Origin of the sequence: Streptomyces sp. M41(2017) (genome assembly GCF_002078175.1) — a bacterium.
Lineage (GTDB): Bacteria > Actinomycetota > Actinomycetes > Streptomycetales > Streptomycetaceae > Streptomyces.
On sequence record NZ_MWFK01000001.1, the window covers coordinates 4,172,829 to 4,190,315 of the forward strand.

General features: G+C 73.0%; 12 protein-coding genes. 7 read left to right on the forward strand and 5 right to left on the reverse strand.

From position 1 onward, the window contains the following. The first annotated feature begins 182 nt into the window (after nt 1–182). A complete protein-coding gene (locus B0675_RS18370; protein WP_081219903.1) occupies nt 183–1,661 on the forward strand; it encodes a 3' terminal RNA ribose 2'-O-methyltransferase Hen1 in 1,479 nt (492 codons plus the stop codon). Beyond that, nucleotides 1,658–4,201 (forward strand): polynucleotide kinase-phosphatase, encoded by a 2,544-nt coding sequence (locus B0675_RS18375; RefSeq protein ID WP_081219904.1) that lies wholly within the window; start codon nt 1,658–1,660, stop codon nt 4,199–4,201. Before B0675_RS18370 ends, B0675_RS18375 begins: the two co-directional genes overlap by 4 nt. A 490-nt stretch (nt 4,202–4,691) precedes the next feature. Here B0675_RS18375 and B0675_RS18380 read toward each other — a convergent pair whose 3' ends face one another. Both B0675_RS18380 and B0675_RS18385 read right to left on the reverse strand, forming a co-directional pair. Beyond that, nucleotides 4,692–5,585, reverse strand: a complete 894-nt coding sequence (locus B0675_RS18380) for a hypothetical protein (RefSeq protein WP_081219905.1) — start codon at nt 5,583–5,585, stop codon at nt 4,692–4,694. Continuing rightward, nucleotides 5,582–6,661: an SPFH domain-containing protein gene (locus tag B0675_RS18385; RefSeq protein ID WP_081219906.1), complete on the reverse strand. Its 1,080-nt coding sequence runs from the start codon at nt 6,659–6,661 to the stop codon at nt 5,582–5,584. The genes B0675_RS18380 and B0675_RS18385 overlap by 4 nt, the downstream gene beginning before the upstream one ends. Nucleotides 6,662–6,826: 165 nt before the next feature. Between B0675_RS18385 and B0675_RS18390 the strand changes: the two genes are divergently transcribed. The 3 genes from B0675_RS18390 (at nt 6,827) to B0675_RS18400 (ending at nt 10,837) form a co-directional block, all read left to right on the forward strand. Then, nucleotides 6,827–8,050 (forward strand): arginine deiminase, encoded by a 1,224-nt coding sequence (locus B0675_RS18390; RefSeq protein WP_081219907.1) that lies wholly within the window; start codon nt 6,827–6,829, stop codon nt 8,048–8,050. Nucleotides 8,051–8,270: 220 nt separating this feature from the next. Beyond that, nucleotides 8,271–9,278 carry an ornithine carbamoyltransferase gene (gene argF / locus B0675_RS18395; protein WP_081219908.1) on the forward strand — a complete coding sequence of 336 codons (1,008 nt, stop codon included), beginning with the start codon at nt 8,271–8,273 and terminating at the stop codon, nt 9,276–9,278. 104 nt (nt 9,279–9,382) lie between these two features. Beyond that, nucleotides 9,383–10,837, forward strand: a complete 1,455-nt coding sequence (locus B0675_RS18400) for an amino acid permease (protein WP_081219909.1) — start codon at nt 9,383–9,385, stop codon at nt 10,835–10,837. Here the strand turns inward: B0675_RS18400 and B0675_RS18405 are convergent. Then, nucleotides 10,794–11,246: an ATP-binding protein gene (locus B0675_RS18405; protein ID WP_081219910.1), complete on the reverse strand. Its 453-nt coding sequence runs from the start codon at nt 11,244–11,246 to the stop codon at nt 10,794–10,796. The genes B0675_RS18400 and B0675_RS18405 overlap by 44 nt on opposite strands. Before the next feature lie 401 nt (nt 11,247–11,647). Here B0675_RS18405 and B0675_RS18410 point away from each other — a divergent pair, with 401 nt between their 5' ends. Both B0675_RS18410 and B0675_RS18415 read left to right on the forward strand, forming a co-directional pair. Then, the gene (locus tag B0675_RS18410; RefSeq protein WP_081219911.1) at nt 11,648–12,475 is read left to right on the forward strand and encodes an enoyl-CoA hydratase family protein; all 828 of its coding nucleotides are present in this window, start codon (nt 11,648–11,650) and stop codon (nt 12,473–12,475) included. A 7-nt stretch (nt 12,476–12,482) separates the two neighbouring features. Then, on the forward strand, nt 12,483–14,828 hold the full coding sequence (locus B0675_RS18415; RefSeq protein ID WP_081219912.1) for a bifunctional salicylyl-CoA 5-hydroxylase/oxidoreductase: 2,346 nt from the start codon (nt 12,483–12,485) through the stop codon (nt 14,826–14,828). 30 nt (nt 14,829–14,858) lie between these two features. Here B0675_RS18415 and B0675_RS18420 read toward each other — a convergent pair whose 3' ends face one another. Further along, complete coding sequence (locus B0675_RS18420) at nt 14,859–15,701, reverse strand: PaaX family transcriptional regulator C-terminal domain-containing protein (protein WP_081219913.1); 843 nt, start codon at nt 15,699–15,701, stop codon at nt 14,859–14,861. A 15-nt stretch (nt 15,702–15,716) separates the two neighbouring features. Continuing rightward, on the reverse strand, nt 15,717–17,402 hold the full coding sequence (locus B0675_RS18425; protein WP_081219914.1) for an AMP-binding protein: 1,686 nt from the start codon (nt 17,400–17,402) through the stop codon (nt 15,717–15,719). Between the last annotated feature and the right edge of the window lie 85 nt (nt 17,403–17,487).

The window sequence follows — 17,487 nt, forward strand, 5'->3', positions numbered from 1 at the left end:
CCGACCGCGGCGCGGTGGGGCCACGAGCCGCCGGGCCAAAGGAAGGCGCGCGGCGGCGACCCCGAGGCGTGCTCGCCCATCGCTGCGACCGGGCAGCGCCGGAGAGGCGCGCACCCGAGTGCGCCGAACCGCCGATCCGTGTGGGTCTCCGCAGCTCAGAAGACGTTTCGAGGCAGACGACAGTGTTCCTGACGATCAGTACCACCGGTACCCCAGAGCGCCCAGCGACCGATCTCGGCTTTCTGCTGCACAAGCATCCCGACAAGGCGCAGACGTTCTCGACGTCCTACGGCACGGCCCACGTCCTCTATCCCGAGGCGACCGCCGAGCGGTGCACGGCCGCGCTGCTCCTGGAGGTCGACGCGGTGGCCCTGGTCCGGCGCGGCAAGGGCAAGGGGCGTGGCGGCGCACCCGACGCCGCGCTCGCGCAGTACGTCAACGACCGCCCGTACGCCGCCTCCTCGCTGCTCGCCGTCGCGCTGAGCGCCGTCTTCTCCAGCGCGATGAAGGGCCAGTGCGCCGCTCGGCCCGAACTGCCCGCCGAAGCCCGGCCGCTGCGTGTCGAGGTGCCCGCGCTGCCCGCACGCGGCGGCGCCGGCCTCGTCCGAGCGCTTTTCGAACCACTGGGCTGGACCGTGTCGGCCGAGCCCGTTCCGCTGGACGAGCGGTTCCCGGAATGGGGTGAATCCCGCTACGTGAAGCTGGAGTTGGAGGCGCGGGAGCTGACGGTCGCCGAGGCGCTGCGCCACCTCTACGTCCTGCTCCCGGTCCTCGACGACGCCAAGCACTACTGGGTGGCGTCCGACGAGGTCGACAAGCTGCTGCGCGCGGGGGAGGGCTGGCTGCCCGACCACCCGGAGCAGAAGCTGATCACCAGCCGCTACCTGTCCCGGCGTTGGTCGCTGACCCGGGAGGCCATGGAGCGGCTCGAACTCGTCCGCCTCGCCGAGACCGACGACACCGACGTCGAGGAGATCGACAACGCGGTCGACGAGGAGACCGACACCGAGGAGAAGCCGGTGCCGCTCGCCGTGCTGCGCCGGGACGCGATCCTCGCCGCGCTGCACGCGTCCGGCGCGAGCCGCGTCCTCGACCTCGGCTGCGGGCAGGGCCAGTTGGTCCAGGCACTCCTCAAGGACACCCGGTTCACCGAGATCGTCGGCGTCGACGTGTCCATGCGCGCGCTCACCATCGCCGCGCGCCGGCTCAAGCTGGACCGCATGGGCGAGCGGCAGGCCGCGCGCGTCCAGCTCGTCCAGGGCTCGCTCGCCTACACCGACCGCCGGCTCAAGGGATACGACGCCGCCGTGCTCAGCGAGGTCGTCGAGCACCTCGACCTGCCCCGGCTGCCCGCCCTGGAGTACGCCGTGTTCGGCTCCGCACGCCCCCGGACCGTCCTCGTGACCACCCCGAACGTCGAGTACAACGTCCGCTGGGAGACCCTCCCCGCCGGACACAGCCGGCACGGAGACCACCGCTTCGAATGGACCCGCGAGGAGTTCCGGGCCTGGGCCCGCACGGTCGCCGAACGGCACGGATACACCGTGGAGTTCGTCCCCGTCGGCCTCGACGACCCCGAGGTCGGCCCACCGACCCAGATGGCCGTCTTCACCCTGACCACAGCCACCCCGACCACGAAGAAGGAGGAGAAGGCGGCATGAGCGACGAGACCTACCAGGGGCGCGTCCTGCCCGTCACCGACCTCTCCCTCGTGGTGCTGATCGGCGCGTCGGGATCCGGCAAGTCGACCTTCGCCCGGCGCCACTTCAAGCCGACGGAGATCATCTCCAGCGACTTCTGCCGCGGCCTGGTCGCCGACGACGAGAACGACCAGAGCGCCAGCGGCGACGCCTTCGACGTCCTGCACTACATCGCGGGCAAGCGCCTCGCGGCCGGCCGCCGGACCGTCGTCGACGCGACCAGCGTCCAGCAGGACAGCCGCCGGCAGCTGGTCGAACTCGCCCGCAAGCACGACGTGCTGCCCATCGCGATCGTCCTCGACGTGCCCGAGGAGGTGTGCGCCGAACGCAACGCGGCCCGCACCGACCGCGCCGGGATGCCGCGCCGCGTCATCCAGCGCCACATCCGCGAACTGCGTCGTTCCCTGCGGCAGTTGGAGCGTGAGGGCTTCCGCAAGGTGCACGTCCTGCGGGGCGTCGCCGACGTGGAGAACGCCTCGGTGGTGACCGAGAGGCGGTTCAACGACCTGACCCACCTCACCGGCCCCTTCGACATCGTCGGCGACATCCACGGGTGCGCCTCCGAGCTGGAGACCCTGCTCGGCAAGCTCGGCTACGTCGACGGCGCGCACCCCGAGGGCCGCACCGCCGTCTTCGTCGGCGACCTCGTCGACCGCGGGCCCGACACCCCCGGCGTACTGCGCCGCGTGATGTCCATGGTCGGGTCGGGCGACGCCCTGTGCGTGCCCGGCAACCACGAGAACAAGCTCGGCCGCTACCTCAAGGGCCGCAAGGTCCAGCACACGCACGGACTCGCCGAGACCATCGAGCAGCTGGACGCGCAGAGCGACGCGTTCCGTGCCTCCGTGCGGGAGTTCGTCGACGGGCTCGTCAGCCACTACGTCCTCGACGGCGGCCGGCTCGTGGTCTGCCACGCCGGTCTGCCCGAGAAGTACCACGGCCGCACCTCGGGCCGGGTGCGCTCGCACGCGCTGTACGGCGACACCACCGGCGAGACCGACGAGTTCGGCCTGCCCGTGCGCTACCCGTGGGCCGAGGACTACCGGGGCCGCGCCGCCGTGGTCTACGGCCACACCCCCGTCCCCACGGCGACCTGGCTCAACAACACCATCTGCCTGGACACCGGCGCGGTGTTCGGCGGCAAGCTGACCGCGCTGCGCTGGCCGGAGCGCGAACTGGTCGACGTACCGGCCGAGCAGGTCTGGTACGAACCGGCCAGGCCGCTCGCCACCGAGGCGCCGGGCGGTCACGAGGGCAGGCCGCTGGACCTCGCGGACGTGTACGGCCGCAGGGCCGTCGAGACCCGGCACGCGGGCCGGGTGGCCGTCCGCGAGGAGAACGCCGCCGCGGCCCTGGAGGTCATGAGCCGCTTCGCCGTGGATCCCCGGCTGCTCCCGTACCTGCCGCCGACCATGGCCCCCACCGCGACCTCGCACGTCGAGGGCTACCTGGAGCACCCGGCGGAGGCCTTCGCCCAGTACAAGGACGACGGGGTCGCACGGGTCGTGTGCGAGGAGAAGCACATGGGATCGCGGGCGGTGGCCCTGGTCTGCCGGGACGCGGACGCGGCGCGCGAGCGGTTCGGCGTGGACGGCCCCACCGGGTCCCTGTACACCCGCACCGGCCGGCCCTTCTTCGACGACGCCGCCGTCACCGAGGAGATCCTCGGCCGGGTGCGTGCCGCCGCGACCGAGGCCGGACTGTGGGAGGAGCTGGACACCGACTGGCTGCTGCTCGACGCCGAGCTGATGCCGTGGTCGCTGAAGGCGTCCGGTCTGCTGCGCAACCAGTACGCCGCGGTCGGCGCCGCGTCCGGAGCCGTGTTCCCGGGTGCGCTGTCGGCGCTCGAAGGGGCCGCCGCGCGGGGCATCGATGTCGGGGACCTGCTGAGCCGCCAGCGCGAACGGGCCGTGGACGCGGCCGCGTTCACCGACGCCTACCGGCGTTACTGCTGGACCACGGACGGCCTCGACGGCGTCCGCCTCGCCCCGTTCCAGATCCTGGCCGTCCGGGGACGGAGCCTCGCCGCGCTGCCGCACGACGGGCAACTGGCCCTGATCGACCGGCTCGTGGAACACGACGGCACCGGTCTCCTCCGGACCACCCGGCGCCTCTTCGTCGACACGGGTGACCCGGAGTCGGTGCGGGCGGGTGTCGACTGGTGGCTGGAGATGACCGGCCGCGGCGGCGAGGGCATGGTCGTGAAGCCGGCGGGGGCGCTGGTGCGGAGCGAGAAGGGGCGGCTGGTGCAGCCCGGCATCAAGTGCCGGGGGCGTGAGTACCTGCGGATCATCTACGGTCCCGAGTACACCCGTCCGGAGAACCTCACCCGCCTGCGCGGCCGCTTCCTGAACCACAAGCGGTCGCTCGCGCTGCGCGAGTACGCCCTCGGTCTGGAGGCGCTGGACCGCCTGGCGGAGGGAGAACCCCTCTGGCGCGTCCACGAGGCGGTCTTCGCCACGCTGGCCCTGGAATCCGAACCGGTGGACCCCCGCCTGTAGCGGGTACCCCTCCCCTCACCCCCACGGGGCCGGTACCCCGGCCACCGGCCGGTGAGGGTGGCCCGCGCAGTTCCCCGCGCCCCTGGGCGGGCCGTCGGTACCCCGGCCACCGGCCGGTGGGGGTGGCTCGCGCAGTTCCTCGCGCCCCTGGGGCCGCCGTCGGTGGTCGTCGACTGGCGGGCCGGTGGGGGTTGCTCGCGCAGTTCCTCGCGCCCCTGGAGCCGCCGTCGGCGGCGCCCCTGGGCGGCCGTAGGCCGCCCAGGGGCGCGGGGAACTGCGCGGCCCGCCCCCACCGGGGGTCAGTGGGCCACGGGCCCGGGCGGGGACTGAAGTGCGCTGCACGTGCAACGGGGGTGCGTGGCCCAGGGGCGCGGGGAACTGCGCGGCCCGCCCCCACCGGCGGTCAGCCGGAGACGGCGGCGCCCCGCCAAGGGCGAAGGGGCCCGGCGGGGTTCGGCGAAGGCGGGGCGGGGAGGGCCGCCAGGCCCGATCAGCCGACCAGCCGGAGCCGCACCCCGGCCACCCCCACCCGCACGGTCTGCCCCCACGTCAGTTCCACCGCATCCCCCTCCATCCCGTCCCCGAACACGATGAGCCGGTCCGACTCGACGGTGAGACACAGCCGCCCGTCGGCACCCAACTCACCGGCCACCAGCGACGTACCGGTGGCCGGCGAGGGCCACGCCTCGCGGACGAACCACAGCAGCCGCCGGTCGGTCGGGCCGGGCAGCGCGGGCCCCCCGCCCCGCTCCTGCCACACCGACCGGAGCCACCCGCTCGCACCGGTCCCGGTCCCCACCAGCACCCCGCTGGAGGCCTGGGGCTCGACGGCACCCCCGTACTCGTCGAGCCCCAGCCGATAGCGGGCCGTCTGGTGGCCCGCGGATCCCAGGTAGATCTCGTTGAGGGCGACCAGCCGCTGCGTGTCGTCGGCCACCGCCTCGACCATGGTCAGTTCGTCCGCCGCCCCCGCGAACGCGGAGCCGAGCAGCGCCTTGGCGTTGCCGGGACGGTGCCGCACCAGCACGCCCGGATTGCGCCCGGGGTCGGCGTCGATCCCCACGACCGGCTGGCCCGCCAGGTACTTGGCCACGTTCGCGACCAGTCCGTCCTGCCCGACGACGACCACGACGTCCTCCGGCGCGAACAGGAACCGGTCCAGATCGGCCCGCTCCACCCGCGCCTGACGCCAGGTCAGCGGCACGGCGGCGACCACCTCGGCGAGCGCCGCACGGGCCCGCCGGTGCCGTTCGGCGACCTCCGCGATGTCCCGGCCGCGCGAGGACAGGAAGAACGCGGCCTGCCCGTGCGTACCGTGCCGGGCCACCAACTCCTCGTACTCGCTGGTGCGATGGACGAGGACGACCCGGGGAGCGAGGCTCACGCCTGTTCTCCGCCGGCTCCGTTGCCCAGCTTGGCGAGCAGCCCGGTCAGCACGTCGGGCGACACCGTGACGCTCTCGATGCGCGGCAGGTTCTCCGCGAGCCGGGTCCCGGTGAGGGCGTGCAGCGTGGTGACGTCCACCTCCCCGTGCACCCGCAGCCAGGCGGCCTGCGCCTCGGCCCGGGCCGCGCCGACCTCGCGCTCCGCCTGCGCCTCGGCCCCCGCCAGCCGCACCTTGCGGCTCGCCTCCGCCTCGGCCAGCCGCAGTGAACGGGTGGCCTCCGCCTCGGCCAGCCGGACCGTGCGGGCGGCCTCCGCCCCGGCGCGCACGGCGTCCGCCGCCGCGTGCTCCTCGGCCTCGCGGCGCGCGTTCGTACCGCGCTGGTCGACCAACTGCTCCTCGCGCCGCGCGAGTTCGATCTGACTCGCGAGTTCGTTCTCGGCGATGGCGCGCTCCCGCTCGACGGCGACCGCCCGGCGTTCGTACGTCGCCTTGTCCGCGTCCTGCTGGATCTGCTCGCGGGCCGGGGTGCGCAGCGCGCGCTCCACCTCGGGCTCGGGGCGCAGCGCCACCACGCGCACGGCGACCACCTCGATGCCGGTGGCGGGCAGCCGGGGTTCCGCGGCGAGCCCCCCGGCGATCCGCTCCCGGACCGCCGCGACCCCGTCGACCAGCGCGGAGGCCAGCGACGTACGGGCGAGGACGTCCAGCGCGTGCTGCTGAGCCGTCTCGGTGAGCAGCGAGCCCAGTTGTTCGAGCGGGGTGCCGCGCCACGCGCCCGTGTCGGGGTCGATGGAGAAGTCGAGGCGGGCGGCCGCGAGGGAGGGGTCGCTGATCCGGTACGTGACGGTGGCCTGCACGGCGACGTCCTGGAAGTCGGACGTCCGCGCGTGGAAGGTCATCGCCAGCTCGCGGTCGTCGACCGGGACCTCGGAGAGGGCCGCGGTCAGCGAGCGGTACCAGAAGCTGAGGCCCGGGCCGTCGTGCACCAGCTGTCCCGACCGGTGGTGCCGGACGTGGGCCGTGGGACCCCCGCGCAGATGGCGCCAGCCGAAGCGACGGGTGATGTCGGCCATGAGTACCCCCTCGGCGCCGGGCGTTCCCGGCGACCTCTCGTTCCCTGTTGTCGTCACTGAGACGATAATCGGGGCACGTTCTTATCGTCAAGAGGACGAAATGAATGCGACGCGGCTCACGGCGATCCGCGGGTGAACGCGCGTCCGGATGGTCAGGATGGAGACATGGGATTCCACGTCGATTCCGAGGCCGGGCGGCTGCGCCGCGTCATCCTGCACAGGCCCGACCTCGAGCTCAAAAGGCTCACCCCCAGCAACAAGGACGCCCTCCTCTTCGACGACGTCCTGTGGGTGCGCCGGGCGCGCGCCGAGCACGACGGGTTCGCCGACGTGCTGCGCGATCGCGGGGTCGCCGTCCACCTCTTCGGAGACCTGCTCGCCGAGACGCTGGCGATCCCGGCGGCCCGGTCGCTCGTGCTCGACCGGGTCTTCGACGAGAAGGAGTACGGCCCGCTCGCCACCGATCACCTCCGGGCGGCCTTCGAGACGCTGCCCGCGCCGGAACTGGCCTCGGTCCTCGTCGGCGGCATGACCAAGCGGGAGTTCCTGGACGCCCACCCCGAGCCCACCTCCGTGCGCTTCCACGTCATGGACCTCGACGACTTCCTGCTCGGCCCGCTGCCCAACCACCTCTTCACCCGGGACACTTCCGCCTGGATATACGACGGGGTCTCCATCAACGCGATGCGCTGGCCGGCCCGGCAGCGCGAGACCGTGCACTTCGAGGCGATCTACCGGCACCACCCGCTCTTCCGCGACGAGGGCTTCAACCTCTGGTCGCAGGGACAGGCCGACTACCCGTCCACGATCGAGGGCGGCGACGTCCTCGTCATCGGCAACGGCGCGGTGCTCATCGGGATGAGCGAGCGGACGACGCCCCAGGCCGTCGAGATGCTCGCGCACAAGCTGTTCGCGGCGGGCTCGGCCACCACCATCGTGGCGCTCGACATGCCGAAGCGGCGCGCGTTCATGCACCTCGACACCGTGATGACGATGGTGGGCGGTGACACCTTCACCCAGTACGCGGGCCTCGGCATGCTCCGCTCGTACACCATCGAGCCCGGCGTGGGGGAGAAGGAGCTGAAGGTCACCGACCACCCTCCGGAGCACATGCACCGCGCCATCGCCGCGGCGCTCGGCCTCGACGCGATCCGGGTCCTGACCGCCACCCAGGACGTCCACGCGGCCGAACGGGAGCAGTGGGACGACGGCTGCAACGTCCTCGCCGTCGAGCCGGGTGTCGTGATCGCCTACGAACGCAACGCCACGACCAACACGCATCTGCGCAAGCAGGGCATCGAGGTGATCGAGATCCCCGGCAGCGAACTGGGCCGGGGCAGGGGCGGCCCGCGCTGCATGAGCTGCCCCGTCGAGCGCGATCCCGTCTAGCCCCGGTCTCGGGGAAGGTGGCGGGAGGGGGCGTCGGAGGGGCGGCGAGGAGCGGTGCGCAGGCGCTCGGTGGGAGGTGCCGGGGCGCTCCTCGGGCCGGTGGCGGGGGTCCGGGCGGGGTCGGCGCGTGAAGTCGAACACGGGACCGTATAGAAATGTCGGGCGTCGTATAGAATTCCAATCGTCCCTGCCCCCGTCCCCGTATCCCTGGAGCGCCCCCATGGCGACAGTCCCGACCGCCCTCGCCGGCCGCCACTTCCTCAAGGAGCTGGACTTCACCGACGAGGAGTTCCTCGGCCTGGTCGAGCTGGCCGCCGAGCTCAAGGCGGCCAAGAAGGCCGGGACGGAGCCCCGCCACCTCACCGGCAGGAACATCGCGCTGATCTTCGAGAAGACCTCCACGCGCACGCGCTGCGCCTTCGAGGTCGCCGCGGCGGACCAGGGCGCCTCGACGACGTACCTGGACCCCTCCGGATCGCAGATCGGCCACAAGGAGTCCGTGAAGGACACCGCGCGCGTGCTGGGCCGCATGTTCGACGCCATCGAGTACCGGGGCGACAGCCAGGCCTCCGTCGAGGAGCTGGCCGCCCACGCGGGCGTGCCCGTCTACAACGGCCTCACCGACGACTGGCACCCCACCCAGATGCTGGCCGACGTCCTCACCATGGGCGAGCACTGTGCCAAGCCGCTCGGCGGGACGGCGTTCGCCTACCTCGGCGACGCCCGCTTCAACATGGGCAACTCCTACCTCGTCACCGGCGCGCTCCTCGGCATGGACGTCCGCATCGTCGCCCCGCGCGCCTACTGGCCCGCCGACGAGATCGTCGCGCGGGCCCGCGAGCTGGCCGACAAGAGCGGCGCCCGCGTCACCCTCACCGAGGACCTGGCCGACGGAGTCCGCGACGCCGACTTCGTCGCCACCGACGTCTGGGTCTCCATGGGGGAGCCGAAGGAGGTGTGGGCGGAGCGCATCGGCGCCCTGTCCCCGTACGCCGTGACCATGGACGTGCTGCGCCTGACCGGCAACCCCGACGTCAGGTTCCTGCACTGCCTCCCGGCCTACCACGACCTCGGCACCGCGATCGGCCGCGAGATCCACGCGACCCACGGCCTCGACTCGCTGGAGGTCACCGACGAGGTGTTCGAGTCCGCGCACTCCGTCGTCTTCGACCAGGCGGAGAACCGGCTGCACACCATCAAGGCGATCCTGGTCGCCACTCTGGCTTGAAATCGTCCGTACGATGTCCGTCGGGCCTTGGAACCATCCCTTCCGAGGCCTGCCGTGCGACCCACCCCGTCGCACCGCACCACCAGAAACGAGCACTACCCCGCATGCCCGCTCCCCGCATCAAGTCCCCCGCTCACCTGATAGCCGAGTCCGGCGCCGACCTCGAAGGCAACGGACTCAAGCGCACGATGGGTCTCTTCCAGCTCATCTGCTTCGGCGTCGGCGCCATCGTCGGCACCGGCATCTTCGTCGGACTCTCCGACTCGGTCGCCCAGGCCGGACCCGCCGTGGTCGTCTCCTTCGTCCTCGCCGCGATCACCTGCGTCTTCACCGCCTTCGCCTTCGCGGAGCTGGGCGGCGCCATCCCGGTCTCCGGATCCTCGTACTCCTTCGCCTACGCCGGGCTCGGCGAGAGCACGGCCTTCCTGGTCGGCTGGTGCCTGCTGCTGGAGTACGGCGTCTCCGTGTCGGCCGTCGCGGTCGGCTGGAGCCAGTACGTCAACGAGCTGCTCGTCAGCCTCACCGGCCTGCACCTCCCCGCCATGCTCTCCGCGGGCCCGTCCGACGGCGGGATCATCAACCTCCCCGCGGTCGTCGTGATCGCGCTCGCCTCGGTCCTGCTGGTGCGCGGTGTCCGCGAGAGCGCCCGCGCGACCGCCGCCATGGCCGTGCTGAAGCTCGTCGTGCTCGTGCTGTTCTGCGCGATCGGGTTCAGCGCCTTCAAGGACGGCAACCTCACGCCGTTCTCGCCCGCCGGACTCGGCGGCATCGGCGCCGGCACCACGGCCGCCTTCTTCTCGTACATCGGCTTCGACGCGATCACCACCGCCGGCGAGGAGGCCAAGAACCCCCGCCGCAACATCCCCATCGCCATCCTGGTCTGCATCGGCGTGGTCACCGTGCTGTACTGCGCCGTGGCCCTCGCCGCGATCGGCGCCATCGGCGGGGACAAGGTCGGCAGCCGCCCCGCCGCGCTGTCCTACGTCGTCAACGAGGTCACCGGGTCCACCGTCGGCGGCGGAGTGATCGCCTTCGGCGCGGTCGTCGCCATCGCCTCCGTGGTGCTCGCCGTGATGTACGGCCAGACCCGCATCCTGATGTCGATGTCCCGCGACGGCCTGGTCCCGCGCGTCTTCGAGAAGGTCTCCCCGAGGACGTCGACGCCGGTCGCCGGCACGTTGATCGTCGCGCTCGTCTTCGCGCTCCCCGCGGCCTTCGCGTCGCTGGACTCCGTGGTCAACCTGTGCACCATCGGCACCCTCGCCGTCATGGTGGCCGTCAACATCGCGGTGATCGCGCTGCGCCGCCGCGAGCCGGGCCTCGCCCGTACCTTCCGGGTGCCGCTCTACCCCGTGGTGCCGGTCCTCGGCGTGGGTTTCTGCCTCTACCTGATGTACGAGACCGGCTGGACGACCTGGCTCCAGTTCGCCGGGTTCCTCGCGGCCGGACTGCTGGTGTACCTCGTCTACGGGCGCCGTAATTCCCGGCTGGCCCGTACCGGGGCCGACACCGCCGTCAGCGCACCGGACGCCGCTGAGCGGGAACCACAGGCAGTCTGAACCAGACCGCCTTGCCGGAGTCGGTGGGGCGGTGCCCGCAGGACGAGCTGAGGGTGCGGATCAGCAGCAGACCGCGCCCGTGCTCCTGCCAGGGGTCGGGCTCGGCCGGGTGCGGAACCGTGAGGTCGCCCGGCGGCGCCGGGTCGGGGTCGTGCACCTCGACCTGGCAGCCGGTCGGCAGCAGTTCCACGACCAGCTCTATCGGCCCGTCGCCCGCGGTGTGCTCGACGGCGTTCGCGACCAGTTCCGCGGTGAGCAGCTCGGCGGTGTCGCTGTCGGCCGCGTGCTCCAGCTCGGCGAGGGCGGTACGGACCAGCGCACGGGCGACGGGCACGGCCGCGACGGAGTGCGGCAGCGCGATGCGCCAGGAGGTGGGGGCGGGGGTGTCGTGCAAGGCGGGTCCGTTCATGGAGCAGGCTGTCCTGCTTTCAACCTTAGGAATGGTACGGCTCTGTCGGGCAAACGTGCCCGGCGGGCTTTCTCCGGACATCTGCCGCTGTGTCCCCGGGCCGTCCGGGGCTCCTTTCGGGACGTTCGGTCCGATACGGGGCTCTGTACCCAGGGGAACGGTCCCGCTCCCGTGTGTGCTCCCGCCGTTACACGGCTATCGAAGATCCGTGACGCCGTGACGGACGGGCCGACGGTTCTCCCGCCCCTCCAGGCCCCAGGGCCCCGACATCCCCTCGCGGCGCGGGCCCGGCGAGGACACCCGCGGAGCGCCCTATCGCGCACTCGTGACGACAGTCACGAATGAGTGATAACTTCGGAGAGCAGTCGCAGCGTCGCCCCCGCCCGAGGAGGCCGCACCTCATGAGTCCCTTCACCGGCTCCGCCGCCCGCACCCCCGAGTGGGAGCATCTGGGCTACGAGCTCACCGACGGGGTCGCCACGGTGACCCTGGCCCGCCCCGAGAAACTCAACGCCCTCACCTTCGGCGCCTACGCCGACCTGCGGGACCTGCTCGCCGAGCTGTCCCGCGAGCGGTCCGTCCGCGCCCTGGTGCTGGCCGGGGAGGGACGCGGATTCTGCTCCGGCGGCGACGTCGACGAGATCATCGGCGCGACCCTCGCCATGGACACCGCCCAGCTCCTGGACTTCAACCGGATGACCGGCCAGGTGGTCCGTGCCGTCCGGGAGTGCCCGTTCCCGGTGATCGCCGCGGTGCACGGCGTCGCCGCGGGCGCCGGAGCCGTCCTCGCGCTCGCCGCCGACTTCCGGGTGGCCGACCCGAGCGCCCGGTTCGCCTTCCTCTTCACCCGCGTCGGCCTCTCCGGCGGCGACATGGGCGCCGCCTATCTGCTGCCCCGCGTGGTCGGGCTCGGTCACGCGACCCGGCTGCTGATGCTCGGCGAACCCGTGCGCGCGCCCGAGGCCGAGCGCATCGGCCTCATCAGCGAACTCACCGACGAGGGGCACGCCGACGAGGCCGCGCAGGCGCTGGCCCGCCGGCTCGCCGAGGGGCCCGCCCTCGCGTACGCCCAGACCAAGGCGCTGCTCACCGCCGAGCTGGACATGCCGCTCGCCGCCGCCGTCGAACTGGACGCCGCGACCCAGGCCCTGCTGATGAACGGCGACGACTACGCGGAGTTCCACGCCGCGTTCACCGAGAAGCGGGCACCGAAGTGGCGGGGGAGGTGACCGGCGGATGCGCGCGGACGACGGACAGGGGAACGGGACCGACGACACGGGCGCCGGGCGCGGTCCGGGAGCCGGGACGGGCGCGCGGCGCGTCGCGGTGATCGGCGGCGGACCCGGCGGCCTCTACACCGCGGCCCTGCTCAAACGCCTCGATCCCGCCCGCGAGATCACCGTCTGGGAGCGCAACGCCCCCGACGACACCTTCGGCTTCGGCGTCGTCCTGTCCGACGAGACCCTCGGCGGCATCGAACACGCCGACCCGGTCGTCTACGCGGCGCTCCGTGCGGAGTTCGTCCGCTGGGACGACATCGACGTCGTGCACCGCGGCGTCCGGCACACCTCGGGCGGCCACGGCTTCGCCGCGCTCGGCCGCCGCCGGCTCCTCGCGATCCTCCACGAACGCTGCCGTTCCCTCGGCGTCGACCTCCGCTTCAGGGCCGAGGCCCCGCCGGTCGCCGACCTGATGACCGCGTACGACCTCGTGGTCGCCGCCGACGGCGCGGGCAGCCTCACCCGCGCGGCGCACGCGGACGTGTTCCGCCCGTCCGTCGAGGAACACCGCTGCCGCTACATCTGGCTGGCCGCCGACTTCGCCTTCGACGCCTTCCGCTTCGAGATCGCCGAGACCGAACACGGCGTGATGCAGCTGCACGGCTACCCGTTCGCGGCCGACGCCTCCACCGTCATCGTCGAGATGCGCGAGGAGGTCTGGCGGGCGGCGGGGTTCGCGGACCTCGACGAGAGCGGATCCGTCGAGCGGTGCGGCAAGATCTTCGCGGACGCGCTCGGCGGACGCCCGCTCACCTCCAACACGTCGGCGTGGACGCGCTTCCGCACCGTCGTCAACGCCCGCTGGTCGCACCGGAATCTGGTGCTGCTCGGTGACGCCGCGCACACCGCGCACTTCTCCATCGGCTCCGGCACCAAGCTCGCCGTCGAGGACGCCCTCGCGCTGGCCGCCTGCCTGGAGGAGCACCCCTCGCTCGACCGGGCGCTGACCGCCTACGAGGAGGAGCGACGCCCCGTCGTCACCTCCACCCAGCGGGCCGCCCGCGCCAGCCTGGAGTGGTTCGAGGACATCGACCGCCATCTCGGCCAGCCCTCACGGCAGTTCACATTCAACCTGCTCACCCGCAGCCGCCGGGTCACGCACGACAACCTGCGGCTGCGCGACCCGCGCTTCGTGGCCGCCGTCGAGCGGGAGTTCCGCTGCCCGCCCGGGACCCCGCCCATGTTCACCCCGTTCAGGCTGCGCGGCCTGACCCTGCGCAACCGGGTCGTCGTCTCGCCGATGGACATGTACTCCGCCCAGGACGGCGTGCCGGGCGACTTCCACCTCGTCCACCTGGGAGCACGCGCCCTCGGCGGCGCCGGCCTGGTGATGACCGAGATGGTGTGCGTCAGCGCCGAGGGCCGCATCACCCCGGGCTGCGCGACGCTCCAGACGCCCCGGCAGGCCGACGCCTGGCGGCGGATCGTCGAGTTCACGCACCGGCAGGCACCCGGCACCGCCATCGGCGTCCAGCTCGGCCACGCGGGGCGCAAGGGCTCGACCCGGCTGATGTGGGAGGGCATCGACGAACCCCTGCCCGACGGCAACTGGCCGCTCGTCGCCGCCTCCCCGCTCCCGTACCGGCCGGACAGCCAGACCCCCCGCGAACTGACCCGCGCGCAACTCACCGACCTGCGGCAGCAGTTCACCGAGGCCGCCTGCCGCGCCGCCCGCTGCGGCTTCGACCTCCTCGAACTGCACTGCGCCCACGGCTATCTGCTCTCCGGCTTCCTCTCCCCGCTGACCAACCGGCGGACCGACGCCTATGGCGGATCGCTGGAGAAACGGCTCCGCTTCCCGCTCGAAGTGTTCGACGCGGTACGGGCCGTGTGGCCGGAGGAACGGCCGATGACCGTGCGCATCTCCGCCACCGACTGGGTCGAGGGCGGCACCACCGGGGACGACGCGGTCGCCGTCGCCCGGGCGTTCGCCGCGCACGGCGCCGACGCGATCGACGTGTCGACCGGCCAGGTGGTCGCGGACGAACGCCCCGACTACGGCCGCTCGTACCAGACGCCGTACGCCGACCGGATCCGCCACGAGACCGGTGCCCCGGTGATCGCCGTCGGTGCGATCTCGTCCTGGGACGACGTCAACTCCCTGATCCTGGCGGGCCGGACGGACCTGTGCGCGCTCGCCCGGCCGCACCTCTACGACCCGAACTGGACGCTCCACGCGGCGGCCGAGCAGGGCTACGAGGGCCCCGGCGTCAGCTGGCCGGAGCCCTACCGCGCGGGCAGCAGGCGCCCGCAGACCGGCCGTACGGACGCTCCCCGGCCGCGCCTCACACTGGGCCCGTAGGAGAAGGGGTGTCGCAGGCCGGGTGCGGGGTCACTCCGCCCCGGGATGCCCCGACCGCGGGGACACCCCGGCGAACTCGGCTCCCGCGTCCCGCAGTCGGTCGTGCAGGGCCCCGAAGACCTGCGCCGAGCGGGAGCCCGGCCAGTCCTCGGGGAGGAGGGCCGCGGGCAGTCCCGGGTCCGTGTAGGGGAGGTGCCGCCAGGAGTCCAGAGCGAGGAGGTAGTCGCGGTAGGCGTCCTCGTGCGAGGTGTCACCGCGCGCCTCCCAGGCACGCAGGACGGGCTCGTGCTGGTCGAGGAACGCCTCGTGCTCCTTGGCGATCGCGGCCAGGTCCCACCAGCGGGCGACCGCGTCGGCTGTCGGGGCGAACCCGAGGTGCTCGCCGCGGAACAGCTCGACGTACGCGTCGAGGCGCAGCCGCTCCAGGGTGTGCCGGGTCTCCTCGTACAGCCGGGCGGGCGCGAGCCATACGCCGGGGGCGGCCGTGCCGAAGCCGAGACCGGCGAGCCGCGAGCGCAGGACGTGGCGCTTCTGCCGCTCCGACTCGGGCACCGAGAAGACCGCGAGCACCCAGCCGTCGTCCTCGGGTGCCGCCGACGCGTACACCCGGCGGTCGCCGTCGTCGAGGAGCTGCCGCGCGTCCGGCGACAGCGCGTACCCGGCCGCGCCCCCGGCCGTGCGCGCCGGTTCCAGGAGCCCGCGCCGCTTGAGCCGGGACACCGACGAGCGTACGGAGGGCGCGTCCACGCCGACCGCCGCGAGCAGCCGGATCAGCTCGGCCACGGGCACCGGACCGGGCATGAAGCGGCCGTACGCGCCGTAGAACGTGACGATGAGGGACCGGGGGGCGTGCTGCTCTGACACGTTGATCACTCTAGTGCGCGAAGATCACTTGGGGCCCCCGCCGGGGGACGTATCACCCTCCGGCGCGACGGGTGACGGTGCGTCAGCGACAGGTTCCGCCCGCAGCAGGAACCGCTGGAGCTTGCCCGTGGCGGTGCGCGGCAGCGCGTCCGGGAAGACGATCTCGCGGGGGCACTTGTACGGCGCCAGCTCGGACTTCAGGAAGACGCGCAGCTCCTCGGCGTCCCGGCGGGCGCCCTCCGTCAGCACCACATGGGCCACCACGATCTGGCCGCGCTCCTCGTCGGCCCGCCCGACCACCGCCGCCTCGACCACGTCGGGGTGCCGCAGCAGCGCGTCCTCGACCTCGGGTCCCGCGATGTTGTACCCCGCCGAGATGATCATGTCGTCGGCGCGGGCCACGTACCGGAAGTAGCCGTCGGGGTCGCGCACGTAGGTGTCGCCGGTGATGTTCCAGCCGCCGCGCACGTACTCCCGCTGGCGGGGGTCCGCCAGGTAGCGGCAGCCGACCGGGCCTCGCACCGCGAGCAGCCCCGGCTCGCCGTCCGGCAGCGCGGTCCCCTCGGCGTCGACCACCCGCGCGCGCCAGCCGGGCACCGGCACGCCGGTCGTGCCGGGCCGGATGTCGCCGTCGGCGGCGGAGATGAAGATGTGCAGCAGCTCGGTCGCGCCGATGCCGTTGATGATGCGCAGCCCGGTGCGCTCGTGCCAGTCCCGCCAGGTCGCCGCCGGCAGGTTCTCGCCCGCGGACACGCAGCGCCGCAGCGACCCGGTGTCGTGGCCGTCCAGGTCCGCGAGCATCGCCCGGTAGGCGGTCGGTGCCGTGAACAGGACGGAGACGCGGTGCTCGGCGATCGCCGGCAACAGCTGCCTCGGGCCCGCCTGTTCGAGCAGCAGGGAACTGGCACCGGCGCGCAGCGGGAAGACGACGAGTCCGCCGAGTCCGAAGGTGAAACCCAGCGGAGGGCTCCCCGCGAAGACGTCGTCCTCACGCGGGCGCAGCACATGCTCGGAGAAAGTGTCCGCCGTCGCCAGCAGATCGCGGTGGAAGTGCATGCAGCCCTTGGGCCGGCCGGTGGTGCCCGAGGTGAAGGCGATCAGCGCCACGTCGTCGGCGGCCGTGTCCGCCGGTTCGAACGGCCCGTCGGGAGCGCCGGTGATGCGCAGCAGCAGGTCGTCCGGCGCGTCACCGCCGTACGGCGTGATCCGCAGGCCGGGGACGCCCGCCCGGGCCAGGTCGTCGACCGAGCGGAGGTCGCACAGGGCGTGGGTCACCCGCGCGATCCCGCAGATGGTGCGCAGCTCGTGCGGCCGCTGCTGCGCGAGCACGGTGACCGCGACGGCGCCCGCCTTCAGCACCGCCAGCCAGCACGCGGCCAGCCACGGGGTGGTGGGTCCGCGCAGCAGCACCCGGTTGCCCGGCACGACGCCCAGTTGGCCCGTGAGGACGTGGGCGATGCGGTCGACGCGGTCGCGCAGGTGCCCGTACGTCCAGGGAGGGCCGGACGGGGTGTGGAAGGCGGGGCGTCCGGGATCGGTCCCGGCGAGGAGTTCCGCGGCGCAGTTCAGCCGGTCGGGGTAACGCAGCCCCGGCAGGTCGAAGAGGAGCTCGGGCCACTGCTCGGGGGGCGGGAGATGGTCGCGCGCGAAGGTGTCGACGTGGGCCGAGTGTGCCGGCGCCAAGGTGTCCGCGGGGTCCACGGGATGCATGGCGGTTCGCCCCCTTGCCTTTGTGGGCTGCCTTCGTGGGCGTCGTGGTGGGCTCGCACAAGGAGCGTATCGTGTTGGTGACGAC

Bases quoted from the DNA above. Each gene is read 5' to 3' on its own strand.
- B0675_RS18410 (WP_081219911.1), top strand. From the start codon at position 11,648: ATGAGTCCCTTCACCGGCTCCGCCGCCCGCACCCCCGAGTGGGAGCAT.
- B0675_RS18425 (WP_081219914.1), bottom strand. From the start codon at position 17,402: ATGCATCCCGTGGACCCCGCGGACACCTTGGCGCCGGCACACTCGGCC.
- B0675_RS18405 (WP_081219910.1), bottom strand. From the start codon at position 11,246: ATGAACGGACCCGCCTTGCACGACACCCCCGCCCCCACCTCCTGGCGC.
- B0675_RS18385 (WP_081219906.1), bottom strand. From the start codon at position 6,661: ATGGCCGACATCACCCGTCGCTTCGGCTGGCGCCATCTGCGCGGGGGT.
- B0675_RS18400 (WP_081219909.1), top strand. From the start codon at position 9,383: ATGCCCGCTCCCCGCATCAAGTCCCCCGCTCACCTGATAGCCGAGTCC.
- argF (WP_081219908.1), top strand. From the start codon at position 8,271: ATGGCGACAGTCCCGACCGCCCTCGCCGGCCGCCACTTCCTCAAGGAG.
- B0675_RS18390 (WP_081219907.1), top strand. From the start codon at position 6,827: ATGGGATTCCACGTCGATTCCGAGGCCGGGCGGCTGCGCCGCGTCATC.
- B0675_RS18375 (WP_081219904.1), top strand. From the start codon at position 1,658: ATGAGCGACGAGACCTACCAGGGGCGCGTCCTGCCCGTCACCGACCTC.
- B0675_RS18415 (WP_081219912.1), top strand. From the start codon at position 12,483: ATGCGCGCGGACGACGGACAGGGGAACGGGACCGACGACACGGGCGCC.